The sequence below is a fragment of the Ruegeria lacuscaerulensis genome, assembly GCF_013031245.1.
Taxonomy (GTDB): domain Bacteria; phylum Pseudomonadota; class Alphaproteobacteria; order Rhodobacterales; family Rhodobacteraceae; genus Ruegeria; species Ruegeria lacuscaerulensis_C.
The window spans coordinates 1-15400 of sequence record NZ_WPZL01000017.1; the positions used below are offsets into that span (position 1 = coordinate 1).

At 56.6% G+C, this 15400-nt stretch carries 16 protein-coding genes; 6 read left to right on the plus strand and 10 right to left on the minus strand.

The features are described from left to right. Positions 1-227 precede the first annotated feature (227 nt). A complete protein-coding gene (locus tag GOX66_RS16995) occupies positions 228-689 on the minus strand; it encodes a hypothetical protein (protein WP_170763938.1) in 462 nt (153 codons plus the stop codon). Between the two features lie 139 nt (positions 690-828). After that, positions 829-2220, minus strand: a complete 1392-nt coding sequence (locus GOX66_RS17000) for an aminotransferase family protein (RefSeq protein WP_170764043.1) — start codon at positions 2218-2220, stop codon at positions 829-831. A 240-nt stretch (positions 2221-2460) separates the two neighbouring features. Here GOX66_RS17000 and GOX66_RS17005 point away from each other — a divergent pair, with 240 nt between their 5' ends. Next, positions 2461-4089, plus strand: coding sequence for an acyl-CoA synthetase (locus tag GOX66_RS17005; protein ID WP_170763939.1), 1629 nt, complete (start codon positions 2461-2463; stop codon positions 4087-4089). On the opposite strand, the gene GOX66_RS17010 is transcribed toward GOX66_RS17005, so the two are convergent. From GOX66_RS17010 to hmgA, 6 genes are all read right to left on the minus strand, one after another. Next, positions 4086-4427: a DOPA 4,5-dioxygenase family protein gene (locus GOX66_RS17010; protein ID WP_170763940.1), complete on the minus strand. Its 342-nt coding sequence runs from the start codon at positions 4425-4427 to the stop codon at positions 4086-4088. The genes GOX66_RS17005 and GOX66_RS17010 overlap by 4 nt on opposite strands. A 174-nt stretch (positions 4428-4601) precedes the next feature. After that, positions 4602-4799 (minus strand): DUF2783 domain-containing protein, encoded by a 198-nt coding sequence (locus GOX66_RS17015; protein ID WP_170763941.1) that lies wholly within the window; start codon positions 4797-4799, stop codon positions 4602-4604. Positions 4800-4804: 5 nt separating this feature from the next. Further along, a complete protein-coding gene (locus GOX66_RS17020) occupies positions 4805-6415 on the minus strand; it encodes an FAD-dependent oxidoreductase (RefSeq protein ID WP_170763942.1) in 1611 nt (536 codons plus the stop codon). A gap of 136 nt (positions 6416-6551) precedes the next feature. Beyond that, on the minus strand, positions 6552-7502 hold the full coding sequence (locus tag GOX66_RS17025; RefSeq protein WP_170763943.1) for an MBL fold metallo-hydrolase: 951 nt from the start codon (positions 7500-7502) through the stop codon (positions 6552-6554). A 10-nt stretch (positions 7503-7512) separates the two neighbouring features. Further along, the gene (gene fahA / locus GOX66_RS17030) at positions 7513-8769 is read right to left on the minus strand and encodes a fumarylacetoacetase (protein WP_170763944.1); all 1257 of its coding nucleotides are present in this window, start codon (positions 8767-8769) and stop codon (positions 7513-7515) included. Positions 8770-8794: 25 nt separating this feature from the next. Next, entirely contained in the window at positions 8795-10150 is a 1356-nt protein-coding gene (gene hmgA, locus GOX66_RS17035) for a homogentisate 1,2-dioxygenase (RefSeq protein WP_170763945.1), read from the minus strand. Between the two features lie 57 nt (positions 10151-10207). Between hmgA and GOX66_RS17040 the strand changes: the two genes are divergently transcribed. After that, on the plus strand, positions 10208-10660 hold the full coding sequence (locus GOX66_RS17040) for a MarR family winged helix-turn-helix transcriptional regulator (RefSeq protein ID WP_170763946.1): 453 nt from the start codon (positions 10208-10210) through the stop codon (positions 10658-10660). Positions 10661-10721: 61 nt separating this feature from the next. Beyond that, complete coding sequence (locus GOX66_RS17045) at positions 10722-11957, plus strand: adenylate/guanylate cyclase domain-containing protein (protein ID WP_170763947.1); 1236 nt, start codon at positions 10722-10724, stop codon at positions 11955-11957. 46 nt (positions 11958-12003) lie between these two features. On the opposite strand, the gene GOX66_RS17050 is transcribed toward GOX66_RS17045, so the two are convergent. Continuing rightward, on the minus strand, positions 12004-12435 hold the full coding sequence (locus tag GOX66_RS17050) for a MarR family winged helix-turn-helix transcriptional regulator (RefSeq protein ID WP_170763948.1): 432 nt from the start codon (positions 12433-12435) through the stop codon (positions 12004-12006). 79 nt (positions 12436-12514) lie between these two features. Between GOX66_RS17050 and GOX66_RS17055 the strand changes: the two genes are divergently transcribed. Further along, complete coding sequence (locus tag GOX66_RS17055; RefSeq protein WP_170763949.1) at positions 12515-12883, plus strand: antibiotic biosynthesis monooxygenase family protein; 369 nt, start codon at positions 12515-12517, stop codon at positions 12881-12883. Positions 12884-12904: 21 nt separating this feature from the next. After that, complete coding sequence (locus tag GOX66_RS17060) at positions 12905-13354, plus strand: hypothetical protein (protein ID WP_170763950.1); 450 nt, start codon at positions 12905-12907, stop codon at positions 13352-13354. Between the two features lie 70 nt (positions 13355-13424). Here GOX66_RS17060 and GOX66_RS17065 read toward each other — a convergent pair whose 3' ends face one another. After that, positions 13425-14234 (minus strand): division plane positioning ATPase MipZ, encoded by an 810-nt coding sequence (locus GOX66_RS17065; protein ID WP_170763951.1) that lies wholly within the window; start codon positions 14232-14234, stop codon positions 13425-13427. A 218-nt stretch (positions 14235-14452) separates the two neighbouring features. Here GOX66_RS17065 and GOX66_RS17070 point away from each other — a divergent pair, with 218 nt between their 5' ends. After that, positions 14453-15340, plus strand: a complete 888-nt coding sequence (locus GOX66_RS17070) for an AEC family transporter (protein ID WP_170763952.1) — start codon at positions 14453-14455, stop codon at positions 15338-15340. Positions 15341-15400: the final 60 nt, after the last annotated feature.

Genomic DNA, 15400 nt, shown 5'->3' on the forward strand with positions numbered 1-15400 from the left:
CTAACACCAGCAGAGAAATTTGATGCCTGTGTTGCGTCGATCCGTTGAAACCACACCCGCAGAGCCGACAACATAAACAAGTGACATCATCCAAAAAGTACAGACTTGGTAAGTAGCCTAGCAACAGGCTTCCTGAATTGGACATCTCACGGAACGCCACGCCCCAGTGCAACGCCGGTTGCGTCGGTGGTTGGCCGTTGTCACCTGCTATCACGATTGGGGTGGGTTTACTTGTCCCCGTCATTCTTGACCAGCTGCGCCGCAAAGGCGACTCCGGTGCCCGGACCGGCATAGGTGATCATGATCACGTCATCCAGATAGACACCGTTGAAGATCCCTGCGGAGACATCCTCGCCTGATATACCGGCCTCGGCCAGCACAAAGCGGGTTGGGTCGTCCAGGCTGAAGGTGCCCATTGCTTCTTCAACGATCCACTCGCTGTCACCTATCCGACGCCAGCGGTTGGTGGCGGTGATCAGGTTGCCGTCAAGCTTGGTGATCTCCAATTCCATCTCGGTCTTCAGCAGACCTTTTTCGTGGTTCGGGTTCGATTTGGCGAAAGCCACCAGATAGGTGCCGGTCCAGGTGCCGACGATCTGGGGGAAACCGCTGCCTTGCTCGGCACTGGCCGGGCTGGCGAGAGAAAGTGCTAGAACGATTGCAAAGCTACGAACGAAATTGAGTATCATCGGTCGATCTCCTAAAATGAATGGTCACAGGCTATCCGAGATCAGGATTTAGGCAAACCGTTGCGTATCTGAACAAAAAAACCGGCGCAGGTCGCACCGGTTTTCATGGTCATTGTTGAGCCGCTACGGCCCGGTCAAATCACCCGAACACACGCCCAAGCGCGCCATCGACAGCGTCAGTGATCTGGTCGATGTCATCCGGTGTTGCGATCAGCGCGGGCGAGAAGCACAGCGTGTTGTTCTTGCCGGGAACCGAGCGGTTGGTGACGCCGATGATCACGCCCTGGGCCATACAGTCGGCCACGACGGCCTGCGCCAGTTTCTCATCCACCGGGTCGCGGGTCGAGCGATCCGCCACCAGTTCTGCGCCCAGGAACAGGCCCTTGCCACGAACATCGCCGATGACCTTGTGCTTTTCCATCAGCGCCTGCAGGTTGGCAGTCATGCGATCGCCCATGTCGGTGCAGTTTTGCAGCAGATTTTCATCCTCGATGATCCGCATGTTTTCGATCGCCGCTGCCGGACCGGCGGTGCAGCCGCCAAAGGTCGAGATGTCGCGGAAATAGTTCAGCGGGTCTGCGGCATCGTCTTTGAACATGTCAAAGACGTCTTCGGTGGTCACCAGACAGGCAATCGCCGCATAGCCCGAGGCAACACCTTTGGCCATTGTCACGAAATCGGGCTTGATACCGTATTGCTGATAGCCGAACCAGGTGCCGGTACGGCCCACGCCACAGACGACCTCGTCAATGTGCAGCAGGATGTCGTATTTTTTGCAGATCTCCTGCACGCGCTGCCAATAGCCCTCGGGTGCTTCGATCACGCCACCACCGGCGGTGACGGGCTCAAGACACAGTGCACCGACGGTCTCGGGGCCTTCGCGCAGGATGACCTCTTCGATCTGATCCGCGGCCCATTCGCCGAAGTTCTCTTCGGGCGCGCCGTCCAGCTCGTGCTTGCGATATTCCATGCAATGCGGCACGCGCACGAAATCGGGCGCAAAGGGACCGTATTGCGCGTTGCGTTCGTCCTGACCACCGGCCGACATCGTCGCCAAAGTCGAGCCGTGATAGTCGCGTTCGCGATACAGGATTTTGGTCTTTTTGCCGCCATAGCGCTTATGCGCGATCTGGCGAACCATCTTGAACGCCTTCTCGTTCGCCTCAGAGCCCGAGTTGGTGTAGTAGACGCGGCTCATGCCCGGCATTTTGCTGATCAGTTTCTCAGCAAAGATCGATCCGGGAATCGAGCCCGCGGAGTTGGCGAAATAGCACAGCTTCATCAGCTGGTCGTAGACCGCCTTGCAGATCGATTCGCGGCCATAGCCTACGTTTACCGTCCAAACGCCACCGGATACGGCATCCAAGTGCTCTTTACCTTTCTGATCCCAGACGCGCATACCTTTGCCTTCGACGATGATGCGGGGATCATTGGTTTCAAAGGGTTTATGCTGGATCAGATGATGCCAGATATGGGCGCGGTCAGCCTCGACTACGCGGGAAAGATCGTTTTCGTTGAACGTGCCGTCCATGACATGTCCTTTCATTCAATAACGCTGCGCGAGACCCAGGAACACCATGTCCTGGTCACGTTTTCATGCTTCAGATCAACGTGAAAGGCCAGCATTGGATAGGGCCAGATTGACCGGGTTCGTATCGCCAGTCCGTCGGCGTGCCGTATTTCAATCTGCCTGCGCCGTATTTCTACGGATTTGTCTCGCGGCCAACTTTATGTTCAATTCGCGCCACTTGCGATTTGGGAGGATCCGCAGATGACTGCCACAAATATCTACGAGCGTCATTTGGACAAATGCCGGGCTAATTACACACCGCTAACCCCGCTGAGTTTCATTGAGCGGACGGCGCAGATCTATCCGGATTACCCATCGGTAGTATACGGAGAACGTCGATATTCTTGGGCTGAAACCTATGCGCGTTGTCGGCGATTGGCCGGGGCCCTCTCGATGCGCGGTATCGGGGCAGGCGACACGGTGTCGATCATCGCCGCCAACATTCCCGAGATGTATGAGGCGCATTTTGGCGTGCCGATGACGGGTGCCGTTCTGAACGCAATCAATACACGTTTGGACGCCCCTATCATTGCTTTCATCCTGAACCATGCTGAGGCCAGGGTGCTGCTGGTCGATCCAGAGTTTTCTGGCGTGGTCAAAGAGGCATTGAAGCAGGTCGATCACGACCTATTGGTGATTGATATCGAAGACACGAGCTTTGATGGCGGTGAAAAGCTGGGCAACCTGACTTACAGGATGCTGTTGGACGAAGGCGACCCGGAGTTCGACTGGTCCTTGCCTCAGGACGAGTGGGACGCGATCACGTTGAACTATACCTCAGGCACCACGGGCGACCCTAAGGGCGTGGTGTACCACCATCGTGGGGCCGCACTGAATGCGCAGTCGGATTTGCTGGACTGGGATATGCCGAAACACTCGGTCTATCTCTGGACCCTGCCGATGTTCCATTGCAATGGCTGGTGTTTCCCCTGGGCAATGGCCGCCAACGCGGGTGTTTCGGTTTGTCTGCGGGCGGTACGGGCGGAACCCATATATGCTGCGTTCCGAGAGGAAAAGGTCACCCATTTCTGCGGTGCGCCGATTGTTCTGAATATGCTGGCCAACGCGCCCGATCACCTCAAGGATTTCGACCACCAGATCAAGGTGATGACGGCAGGTGCGCCGCCGCCTGCGGCCGTGATCTCAAATATGGAGAATATGGGTATCGAAGTGACCCATGTTTACGGCCTGACGGAGACTTATGGCCCGTCAGTCGTGTGTGCCTGGAAAGACGAGTGGGACAGCAAAGGGGCCGAAGAACGCGCCACGCTCAAGGTCCGGCAGGGCGTACGGTATACAGCCTTGTCGGGGCTTATGGTGGCTGACCCGGAGACATTGGAACCTGTGCCAGCCGATGGTGAAACCATGGGTGAGATTTTCATGCAGGGCAACGTTGTCATGAAAGGCTACCTTAAAAACGCTTCGGCTACGGACAAGGCATTCCGTGGTGGCTGGTTCGCCTCGGGTGATCTGGGCGTGATGCATCCGGACGGCTATATCGCGCTCAAGGACCGGTCGAAGGACATCATCATTTCGGGTGGTGAAAATATCTCATCGGTCGAGGTGGAGGATATCCTCTACAAACACCCCGCTGTGATGGAGGCTGCAGTTGTTGCGCGCCCGGACGAAAAATGGGGCGAGACGCCCTGCGCCTTTGTGGAACTCAAGCCTGATGCGCAGGCAACCGAAGCGGACATCATTGCATTCTGCCGGGACAATATGGCCCATTTCAAATCCCCCAAGACGGTCGTGTTCGGACCTTTGCCCAAGACATCGACGGGCAAGATCCAGAAGTTCAAACTGCGGGATCAGGCGCGGGCGCTGAACTAGGCGCCCGTTTCTTCAAAGATCGACAGGTCGAGTTCGAGCATTTCACCCATCCAGATGGTCCGGTCGCGGTGATCCTTCAGATGATCACCGGTTTCCGGATGGGAGAAGACAGTCAGCCCTTGCCGGTTCAGCATCAGCCACGGAATAACATGATCGAACGCGTCCGGTGCAAAGCCCAATTGGCAGCTCCAGCGCGGATGGGGTCCTACATTTCGGGTATGCATCCGGCCCATCTGAACGGCAAACCGACGAGCGGCCTCTTCGCAGACTTGCTGTGCGATGTCCTGCGTGTCCGCGTCAAAATATACATGGGCGTGATAGCCGGTGATTTCGGGCATATGGACCTCCTTCAGCCGCTAGGAAGAACGTAAGCGTATTCGGCGACTGTTCCCAGCCATATGCGTACACAACCCCTGTGCAGTGGTTTGGACCAGGAACAGGCCCAAACCGCACATTTGATCCAAATTCTCGATGACCGCTGGTAATTCTAAAGAATCCCTTTGCGCACCGGGTCAGGTATCCTTGAGTACAGCAGCGTCCAGAGCTTGCGCCAACACGTTGCTATCCCCGATGTGGTTGGCCAGTACAAGGACCAGTCGCGCATTCAGCGCATCGCTGTCAGCTTTTTCCAGCCCGTCATGGGCGGCCAGCAACCCGGCGTAAAAATCATCGGCATTTTCGATATTCGGGGTGAGGATTAGATCGGCCATCTCGCTTACTCCTTGCCGATTGCCCGGCGGATTGCCTGCCGGAAAGCGTTGTCTTCGAAGCTGTCGCGCCGTGCCGCCACGTGCTGATCCGGCCGGATCAGGTACACGGCACTGGTCGCATTGCCCAGGTATCGGCGTTTGAGTTCCAGCGTCGGATCATCCTTGACAGACAAGGCCAGACGCGTGGCCTCGACCCCGTCTTCTTCGATCTGCTCAGGGGCATCGGCGTCGATGGTCAGCAGGGTGAATTTGCCCGCAAGTTTCGGTAACAGGAAATCATTCCCCAGCGGTGCATCCGGGCAGGCCGACCCCGGTTGTGTTATGTCCGGCCCGTTCAGGGCATCGGCTGAGCTCAGAGAAGACCCTACATAAGTGCAGGGCGTGCTCAACCGCCCGGAATTGACCAGAGGACGCGCGAATTCATATTGCTCACTGAGGTCCAGCACTGCGTCCCGCAATAAACGGGACATATCGGATTTTGGTGTGATGAAATCTGTCGAGCGCGTGGACATGCGGATATTCTCATCAGCGGCCTGCACGCGCTCGCGGTTGTAACTGTCCAAAAGAAGCTCGGGCGATTTTCCATCGATCACCATCTTCAGCTTCCAGCAGAGGTTATCTGCGTCTTGCAGACCGGAATTGGCTCCGCGGGCGCCAAACGGGCTGACCTGATGGGCGCTGTCGCCTGCGAACAGCACCCGACCATAGCGGAACCGTTCCATCCGGCGGCACTGGAATGTGTAAATCGACACCCATTCCAGTTCGAATTTGACGTCATCACCCAACATCGCCTTCAGTCGCGGGATGACGTTCTCGGGTTGTTGCTCGCGTTCTTTGTCGATGTCCCAGCCCAGCTGCAGGTCGATGCGCCAGACATTGTCGGGCTGTTTGTGCAGCAACGCGGATTGGCCGCGGTTGAAGGGCGGGTCGAACCAGAACCAACGCTCGCTTGGGAAATCTGCCTCCATCACAACGTCGGCAATAAGGAAGTTGTCCTCGAACACGCGCCCTTCGAAATCCAGCCCCAACATGCGGCGGGTTGGCGAATTGGCACCGTCGCAGGCGATCAGCCAGTCGGCTTCGATGTTATAGGGGCCTTCGGGCGTTTCGACCTCAAGCTTGACGTGATCGTCATGGGTGCCGATGGCTTCGACCTTGTTGCGACCGCGGATTTCGATGGATGCGCCTTCGGCCTGCAATTCCCTCACGCGGTCAACAAAGGCTTTTTCGAAGTAGTATTGCTGCAAGTTGATGAATGCGGGGTTGGCATAGCCTTCGTCAGGCTGCAAGTTGAACTCATAAACTTCGCGCTTATCGAAATAGACTTTGCCGACATTCCACAGCACGCCTTTGTCCAACATCTGACGGCCCGCGCCGAGACGGTCAGCGATGTCCAGTGTGCGTTGCGAAAAGCAGATCGCCCGACTACCAAAGCTGACCTTGTCGTTGTCATCCAGCACAACGACCTCGACCCCCTGTTGGGCCAGATCGATTGCGGTGGCCAATCCGATCGGCCCCGCGCCAATCACGATTACCTTGTGACGCACTGGCGTTGCTGTATCCTGGTCCGGACTGCGTTCGTAGGCGTAGAGTGGAACTTCGAAAATCTTGTTCATGGGCTCTCCCCCGGTGCTCTGGCGCCGACGGCGCACAAGGATCGGTCCTCCGACATGGCGATGCCGGAGGCTTTGACCAATGGTCTCATCGATTTTCCCGGGGCAAAACGATCTGGATCAAGTTTTGCCCATTTCTTCAGCCCTGCAGTGCTTCCCACATCTCGAGATCGCGCTGGGCGGTCCAGATGCGCGGGGTGTCGATACCGCGGGCCTCGTCATAGGCGCGGGCGACGTTGAATGGCAGACAGTGTTCGTAGATCGCGTAATCGGCGAATTTCGGGTCGCATTCTGCGCGCACCGCGTCCCATGCATCTTTCAGCGTCCCACCACGAGCCGCCACTTTGGCCGCCGGGCGGTAGGTGCTTTCGACGAAATCGCGTGTGTTCTCGATGGCGGCATTCACCATGTCCTTGCCAACGAGCGCATCACCCCGTCCCGGAGCGATGGCGTCGACGTCGAACCATTTGATCTCGTCCAGCGTGTCGCCCCAGTCGCTGAAATGTCCGTCGCCGCAGTAGCAGGCCGAGTGGTATTCGACGATGTCGCCGGTAAACATCACGTTCTGATCTGGTACATGGATGACGATATCGCCAGCCGTATGGGCGCGGCCGAGATGCATAAGATCCACGCGACGATTGCCCAGATAAACGGTCATCGTGTCGCTGAACGTGGTTGTGGGCCAGGTCAGGCCCGGGATGCTCTCATGCCCTTCGAACAGCCGGGGGAAGCGTTGAAACTCGCTGTCCCAGTCCTCTTTCCCGCGTTCGACGACCATGGCGCGGGCCATGTCCGACATCAGGACTTGCTGCGCACCGAAGGCGCTGGCGCCAAGCACGCGGACCGCGTGGTAATGGGTCAGAGCAACATGGGTGATCGGCTTGTCGGTGACGGACCTCACACATTCGATCACCTTGTTTGCCAGACGCGGGGTTGCCTGTGCCTCGACAATCATCACGCTGTCATCACCGATGATGACGCCCGAGTTTGGATCACCCTCGGCGGTGAACGCGTAAAGACCCTCGCCAACCTCGGTGAACGAGATTTTCTTTTCTGACATGTCCCCCTGGGACGCGAATGCCTTTGCCATGATGGGCTCCTTATCGTGCGTAGGGGTTTTCGAGAGCAGGCAGAACAGCGCCCACGCAATCGCCGAAACCGATTGTATAGCCGTTGCCCCTGGCGGCCCCCTTTAGGGTCAGTGTATCACCGTCTTCGATGAAACTGCGGGTGTCGCCTGTGTCCAGCGTCAGCGGTTCCTTCCCGCCCCAGCTGAGTTCCAGCAGCGAGCCGCGCTCGGGCTTGGTCGGACCGGAAATTGTGCCTGATCCCAGCAGGTCGCCCGTGTTCATCGGACAGCCCGATGTTGAATGATGGGCCAGTTGCTGAGCGGCGGAGTAGTACATTTCCTTGTAGTTTGTCCGCGCGATGGTGGTGGCATCCTTGCCCCCGGGGGCCATCGTGACTTCCAGATCGATGTCATAGAGCATCGGTCCGCAGTCCTTCAGGTGATCCAGCAATTCGAATTCACGTTCGGGCGTGTCACATCGGAAAGGTTCCAGCGCAGCTTTGGTCACGATCCACGGGCTGATCGAGGTCGCGGTCGCTTTGGCCTGAAACGGGCCAAGAGGCTGGTATTCCCACGCCTGAATGTCGCGAGCCGACCAGTCGTTTAGCAGAACGTAACCGAAGATGTTGTCGTCTGCCTCCTGCACGGAAATCGGCCCGTCCGAAGGTGTGCCGACGATTGCGCCCATCTCAAGTTCGATGTCAAAGCGGCGGCTGGGCAGGAATGCAGGCCGATCCTGATCCGGCGATTTCAACTGACCCCAGGGGCGGCGGATATCGGTACCCGAAACAACGACCGAAGAGGCCCGGCCGTTATAGCCAATCGGGATATGCAACCAGTTCGGCGGCAGCGCGTTTTCCGGACCGCGGAACATGGTGCCGACGTTTTGCGCGTGGTGACGACCTGCATAGAAGTCGGTGTATTCGCTGACAGCGAAGGGCATGTGCAATTCGGCTTCGCTTTGATTGACCAGCAGAGGTTCGACCTTTGCCTGTTCAGCGGATCCCTCGGCCAGCAGCTCTGTCAGCCGGTTGCGCAGAGCAGCCCAGACGGCGGGCCCTTCTTCCATAAGTGGGTTCCAGAACGGAAGGTCGAAAAGAGGTTCGTCGCTCAGCTCGATCAGGCCCTCAGTCTCTGCGGCTGTGACGTCCAAAACCATGTCGCCAATCGCCACGCCGCAGCGCGGGTCAGACCCTTCCGTCGAGAACACGCCATAAGGCAGGTTGTTCAGCGGGAACGGGTGCTCGGCATCATTGGCCGAGGCCACCCAGGAATTCATCAAAGGCATTTTGTCTCCAGACCTTTATCGGGTGTCACTTCTTACCCGGTGTTCCGTCAAATTTTTTCTCTAGCGACGTCCAGCAGTCAATGTAATCGTCTTGCATTGGCGCCTCGTTGGCGGCAAAGGGTGTCAGATGTTGTGGAAAGCGCGTTTCGAACATGAAGGACATCGTGTTGTCCAGCTTGTCCGGCCCAAGATTTGCATTCGAGGCTTTCTCAAATGCTTCCTTGTCCGGCCCATGCGGCAGCATCATGTTGTGCAGGCTCATACCGCCCGGAACAAAGCCCTGCGGTTTGGCGTCGTACTGGCCGTAAATGTTGCCCATCAACTCGGACATGATGTTTTTGTGGTACCAGGGCGGGCGGAACGTGTCTTCCATCACCATCCAGCGTTCGCGGAACAGGACAAAGTCGATATTGGCTGTGCCCGGGTCACCAGACGGCGCGGTCAGCACGGTAAAGATCGATGGATCGGGATGGTCGAACAGGATCGCGCCGACCGGGCAATAGGTGCGCAGGTCGTATTTGTATGGCGCATAGTTCCCGTGCCACGCAACCACGTCGAGCGGGCTTTGACCGATCTTCGTGGTATGGAATTGCCCGCACCATTTTACGGTTACAGTCGAGGGCACTTCGCGGTCTTCAAACGCTGCTACCGGGGCTTTGAAATCGCGCGGGTTGGCCATGCAGTTGGCACCGATCGGACCACGGCCCGGCAATTCGAATTTCTGGCCGTAATTCTCGCAAACAAATCCGCGTGCAGGGCCTTCCAGTACCTCAACCCGGTACACCAGGCCGCGCGGGATGATGGCGATTTCCTTAGGTTCCAGATCGATGATTCCCAATTCGGTCGCAAAGCGCAGACGGCCCTCCTGCGGGACAACCAGCAACTCGGAATCGGCCGAGTAGAAGTAGTCATCCACCATCGATTCAGTGACCAGATAGATGTGGCTGGCCATGCCCACCTGAGTGTTCACATCCCCCGCCGTGGTCATCGTGCGCATACCGGTTAGCCAGGTCGTGCCCTCATCGGAATGAGGCACGGCGTCCCAACGGTACTGGCCCAGGCTGACCACATCCGGATCGACGCATGGCGCTGATTTCCAATGGGGGACGTCGATTTTTTCGTAACGATGCGAGTGCTTTACCGAAGGGCGGATTCGGTAACACCATGTCCGCTCGGGCGGGTTTGCGGTAAAGGCGGTACCACTCAACTGTTCGCCATACAAGCCATAATTGCACCGTTGTGGGCTGTTCATACCCTGCGGCAGAGCCCCAGGCAGCGCCTCGGTTTCGAAGTCATTGCCAAAGCCGGGCATATAGCCTTCATGCGTGCCAACAGGGGTGCTGGCCTGTGTCAGTTTATGCGGATCAGTTGGACGGTTCATCCGGTGTTCCTCCATTTGCTGCTTGCCGCTTAATAGTTGATTTTGTAACTAACAAGAATGACTCAAGACGATTATACAAAAAAAGATGACTTTGATTTGCTTGATTTCCTGCCCTACCTGCTGAACCGGGCGGCCGAGGAAAGTTCATTGGAGTTTCAGAATGTTTATAATGACCGATATGGAATGCTGCGCACGGAATGGCGGGTGTTGTTCCATCTGGGCATCTACGGCGAGCTGACCGCGACAGAGATCGGTGAACGAGCCAAAATTCACAAAACCAAAGTCAGTCGCGCTGTGAACAAACTGGAGGCCCGAAGGTTTCTGGCCCGCGCGCGAAGCGAAGCCGACCGCAGGGTCGAGCAACTGACACTTACTCCCATTGGCCTGTCGGTCTATCGCGAATTGCGCGGCATAGCGCAGCAATACGATGCGAAACTTGCGGCAATGTTCAGCGCTGAGGAGACTGCCGTGTTGCGCAAAATGCTGCGACGGCTGGCCGATATAGGGTGAACACTGGTAATCAAACGCCAGCGCACACAGATTAAACCCTGAGTGGACACAGGATTATGACATGACGGCCCCGGACCCCGACGCGGCGAAATCAATCGATCTGATCAATTGGCTGGTGACGCGCGGCCTTGAAGGTGCAGACAAGGAAGAACTGCTGGAGGGTTATTGCAACAGGTTGGTTGACCTGGGAGTTCCGCTGATGCGATTTCACGCTGCTCAGTCGGCGCTGCACCCGGTTTACGGCGGAACCGGCTATAGTTGGTATCACGGGCAGGGTGGAGAGTACCAGACCTTTGAATACTCGGAACAGCCAAGCGAACAGTGGCAGCAAAGCCCGCTGTTTGCGATCCTGAACAATGAAGTGGATGCGATTCACGAACGTCTGGTCGATCAGAACGAACCCAGCCGGTTTCCCTTGTTGAATGACCTGCGCGAGATCGGCGCAACGGACTATTATGCAACCGGCGTAAGTTTTGACGTTCCAACCCACAACGCACCGAAAGATGCCAAAAAGGCCGTAGACGGAGTGCTGTTGTCGTGGACATCCGACGCGCCCGAAGGGTTTCAGGATAGCGACCTGTCTCTGATCAATACGGCACTGCCGCATCTGGGGCTGGCGTTGAAATCAGCGTCAAACGCACGGGTTTCAAAGGATCTGATGCGGGTATACCTGGGCCGCGACGCCGGGCGTCGTGTTTTGTCGGGTGAGATCCGGCGGGGCTCGTTACAGCAGATCGATGCTGTGATCTGGAACTTTGATCTTGAGGGTTTCACCAGCCTGTCCGAAGAACTGCCGGGCAACGAGATCATCGAGATGCTGAACGACTATCTGGCCGTGGCGGTCGACGTTGTCCACAAATGTGATGGCAGTATCCTCAAGTTCATGGGCGACGGGCTGATGGCCATGTTCGATGTCGGTGAGATCGATGCAGACGCCCGTGCGGCGCTGGGTGCGGTGGTCGAGCTGCAAAAGCGGATGGCCGACTTGAACACGCGGCGCACAGCTGATGGTTTGCCCGTATCCAACTATACGCTGGCCCTTCATGCAGGCGAGATTCTATACGGCAATATCGGCGCGGAAACCCGTCTGGACTTTACCGTCATCGGTCCGGCTGTGAACCAGACAGCCAGAATTGCGGGGATGCATCGGTCGCTTGGTCAGCGAATCCTGATCTCGGATGACGTGGCCCGTGCTGCGCAACCCTGCGCCCAGGACCTGATTTCGGTGGGGCGCTACATGTTGCGGGGTGTGGCAGAACCGAAAGAGCTGTTTACGGTTTACGACTCGCCTAAATAACAATCGTCCGGTTCGGTGTTCTAATTTGCGTGTAAGTTGACCTTACTTAACCCGAGCGCAATCCGTCGATTATCTTACGCATGTACTCCATGAATTGCGCTTGCTCTGGTTCATTCAGAACACGAAGTGCTTCGGCATTCACATTCTGCGCCGCATCATATGCTCTGTCTCGAAGTGCCTTGGCTTTGTCCGTTAGCCAGATCAATTGGGCCCTTGCGTCAGTAGGGTTCTTTGTCCGCTTTATCAAGCCATCCCGTTCCATTCGGTTGAGTGTGTTCGCCAGCGTGGCTTGTTCAACATCGATTTTCTTCAACAGGTCCTTTTGTGAAACACCATCCCTTAACCAAAGCTCCAGCAGAATTGGGAACTGCCCAACAACAATACCAAGTGGCATAATACGTTGCTGCAGCTCCTTTGCGAACAGTCTCGCCATGTGATTGACCAGATATCCGGCCGAGTTTTCTTTCTTAAAATCCATGCATGAAATTTACACTTGAATAGCATGCTATGCAATATTACATAGTGTGCTATGTAAATTTAAAACGAAAGGAAACGCAATGGCTCGCATCGAAGAACTGGATCGAATTTCCACCCTGGCCGATCAAATGCAGACGGATGAAGGTCCGGTCGTACTGATCAACCTGTTTACGGTTGATGCCAAGGATGAAGCCGCCTTGCTTAAGGCATGGGCGCATGACGCAGACTTCATGAAATCACAGCCGGGGTATATCTCGACCCAGCTTCACAAGGGCATCGCCGGCAGTTCGACGTTTGTGAACTATGCCATCTGGCTGGATGTCAAAAGCTTCTGTGAGGCGTTCACCCATCCCGAATTCCAGCGCCGCATTTCAGATTACCCGGACAGCGCCGTGGCGCGGCCGCACCTGTTTCGAAAACTTGCGGTCGATAACCACTGCGTAGCGTAGCACTTTGAAGGGAGTAGCCTGATGTTGCGAACAATTCACCCACTTGCCGGAGGCGTCGCTTTTCTGACGATCCTGATATTCTGGACTTCCACAGTCTACAGCGAGCTATTTGGAACCTACGCGACTGTTGTCACCGTCAAATCCATGATCCTGAACGGTCTTTTTGTCCTCATCCCTGCGATGGCGATTGTGGGCGCGACCGGCATGTCCATAGGTCGACGACGCAAGGATGACCCGGCGATAGCCAAGAAAAAACGTATGCCGTTCATAGCTGCTAATGGTCTGCTGGTTCTTGTCCCTGCAGCAATCTATCTGAGCACGAAAGCAAACGCCGACGCATTCGACACGAGCTTTTACACCGTGCAGGTCATCGAATTGATTGCGGGCGCGACCAATCTAACACTGATGGGGCTGAACATTCGCGATGGTCGAGCAATAAATGCGCGTAGACGAATGGCCGCCGGAAAGTAAGATGTTGTCGAAATGCTCGTCGCAATCGGCTTTTGTGTCCTGAGCAACCCTGCCGACCGGCACTCAATGCTCAGAAATCGATCTCAACGCCGGGTAGGTTGAGTTCTTTCATCATGTCGCGCAACTCCTGCCGCGCGGCGATGTTCGAGATGTTTAGTTGTTTGACGCCGATATCCTTGAGGTCCAGCAGGGTCAGCCCCCGTGGGAACAGTTCTCGGAAAATAACCCGCTCGGAAAATCCCGAGGCGACGCGGAAACCGATGCGCTGCGACAGCAATTCGATCGCACGCTGCATCTTTTCCTTGTTGACCATGCGCTGCGTGCCGACGCGGTTGCGTACGACGACCCAGTCGATGGGTTTCAGCCCGGCCTGCGCCCGCAGTTGCCGCGCGTTCCAGACCATCTCGGAATAGACGGATGGCCCAAGAATTTTTTCACCCTTCGAATCGATCCGGGCCAGCAGGTCAAAGTCGATGAAACTGTCGTTCAGCGGCGTGATCAATGTATCGGCCAGAGAATGCGCCACTTGGCTGAGGCGGGTGTGCGAGCCGGGGCAGTCGATGAGAATAAAGTCGCTGTCGCTCTCCAACTCGGACACGGCGGCGGACAGGCGGTGATCATAGATGTTTTCACCCGGCTTGAGCGTGGACGCGTCAATCTCGGGCAGGTCGTGGTGGCGAGGCGTCGGCAGGGGCGCTTCTGAGCCGTTCAGGAAATTCCCGCGGTTTTCGAAATAGCGCCCGAGGCTGCGCTGCCGTAGGTCCAGATCCAGGGTGCTGACCTTGTGGCCCAGCCGGGCCAACGCCGTGGCCACATGCATCGATACGGTCGATTTGCCTGCGCCGCCCTTCTCGTTCCCCACTACGATGATATGTGCCATGCCTGTATTCCCATGTCCCGCCGTGCTTACCCACACGTTGTTGTAGGCCACTATATGTTGTGTGAGGCGCGAATGGAAGAACCCCAAGCGTTGTTGCGGTGCAATTACAGACTCTAATTTGGAAAACTACGAAAGGTAGGCAGGTTAGGGTGAGTGCTTGTCAAATTCAGCGCCCTGTTTCACTGTCCGGATCAGCAAAATTGCGATAGGGGCAGCCGTTGGAGCATCTGTTTCTGAACGTTCTGAACGTAGTTCTGCCTGTACTGATCTGCGCCGGTATCGGATACAGTTTGGCTCTGATCAAGGCGCCGTTCGACAATAAGGTCATCGGTGGGATCGTGTCTCGAGTGGGCTACCCGACGCTGATCATTTCTCATCTGTCCACCACCAAAATCGCTGTCGGCACCTTCCTTGACGTGATGGCTGCTGCCGCATTGGCTATCGCCGGTTTCGGAGCATTTGGGTTTGTCGCACTCAAAGCCATGCGCCTGCCGGCGCGCGCGTTCCTGACGCCGCTGATGCATGGTAATGTCGGCAATATCGGCCTGCCGATCACCCTGTTGGCATTGGGCGATACAGGAATGGCCTATACGATGGGGTTTGTCGTCGTTGTACTGATCAGCATCTTCACCGTCGGCATGTGGATCCCGGCCGGAGAGTTTTCACTAAAGAAACTCGTCACGTCCCCGATAATCTACGCGGTGATCATATCCCTGACACTGATGGCCACAGGATTTGAGCTGCCCCAGCCGGTCGCCAAGTCCTTTGATATTCTCGGCGGTCTTTCGATCCCGCTGATGTTGCTGACGCTGGGATACACGTTGGAGACTTTGCAGATCAAAAGCCTCAGTCGCGCAGTGGTGCTAACGGCTTTGCATCTGGTTATGGCAGTGGTGATCGCCAGCGGGCTGGTCTGGGCATTCGGGTTTACGGGGGCAGAACGCGGCGCGGTGATCCTGTGCTGCCTGATGCCGTCATCGGTGGCGACCTATCTGTTCATAGACCAGCACGTGCCAGAATTCGGGCCGGACGTGGCGGGGTTCATCTTGGTCTCGACGCTGAGCACGATCATTGTTCTGCCCATTGCCCTCTCGTACTGGATCTGACTTGCGCCCTATGCGCAGCGGCAAAAATCGCTAAACTGCTGATTAATTGCATTAAAGAAC

Excerpts from the sequence above, each read along its gene's own strand:
- GOX66_RS17040 (WP_170763946.1), top strand. The coding sequence starts at position 10,208 with ATGACTCAAGACGATTATACAAAAAAAGATGACTTTGATTTGCTTGAT.
- GOX66_RS17005 (WP_170763939.1), top strand. The coding sequence starts at position 2,461 with ATGACTGCCACAAATATCTACGAGCGTCATTTGGACAAATGCCGGGCT.
- GOX66_RS17050 (WP_170763948.1), bottom strand. The coding sequence starts at position 12,435 with ATGGATTTTAAGAAAGAAAACTCGGCCGGATATCTGGTCAATCACATG.
- GOX66_RS17010 (WP_170763940.1), bottom strand. The coding sequence starts at position 4,427 with ATGCCCGAAATCACCGGCTATCACGCCCATGTATATTTTGACGCGGAC.
- GOX66_RS17020 (WP_170763942.1), bottom strand. The coding sequence starts at position 6,415 with ATGAACAAGATTTTCGAAGTTCCACTCTACGCCTACGAACGCAGTCCG.
- GOX66_RS17015 (WP_170763941.1), bottom strand. The coding sequence starts at position 4,799 with ATGGCCGATCTAATCCTCACCCCGAATATCGAAAATGCCGATGATTTT.
- GOX66_RS16995 (WP_170763938.1), bottom strand. The coding sequence starts at position 689 with ATGATACTCAATTTCGTTCGTAGCTTTGCAATCGTTCTAGCACTTTCT.
- GOX66_RS17060 (WP_170763950.1), top strand. The coding sequence starts at position 12,905 with ATGTTGCGAACAATTCACCCACTTGCCGGAGGCGTCGCTTTTCTGACG.
- GOX66_RS17025 (WP_170763943.1), bottom strand. The coding sequence starts at position 7,502 with ATGGCAAAGGCATTCGCGTCCCAGGGGGACATGTCAGAAAAGAAAATC.
- GOX66_RS17055 (WP_170763949.1), top strand. The coding sequence starts at position 12,515 with ATGGCTCGCATCGAAGAACTGGATCGAATTTCCACCCTGGCCGATCAA.
- hmgA (WP_170763945.1), bottom strand. The coding sequence starts at position 10,150 with ATGAACCGTCCAACTGATCCGCATAAACTGACACAGGCCAGCACCCCT.
- GOX66_RS17000 (WP_170764043.1), bottom strand. The coding sequence starts at position 2,220 with ATGGACGGCACGTTCAACGAAAACGATCTTTCCCGCGTAGTCGAGGCT.
- GOX66_RS17045 (WP_170763947.1), top strand. The coding sequence starts at position 10,722 with ATGACGGCCCCGGACCCCGACGCGGCGAAATCAATCGATCTGATCAAT.
- GOX66_RS17065 (WP_170763951.1), bottom strand. The coding sequence starts at position 14,234 with ATGGCACATATCATCGTAGTGGGGAACGAGAAGGGCGGCGCAGGCAAA.
- fahA (WP_170763944.1), bottom strand. The coding sequence starts at position 8,769 with ATGCCTTTGATGAATTCCTGGGTGGCCTCGGCCAATGATGCCGAGCAC.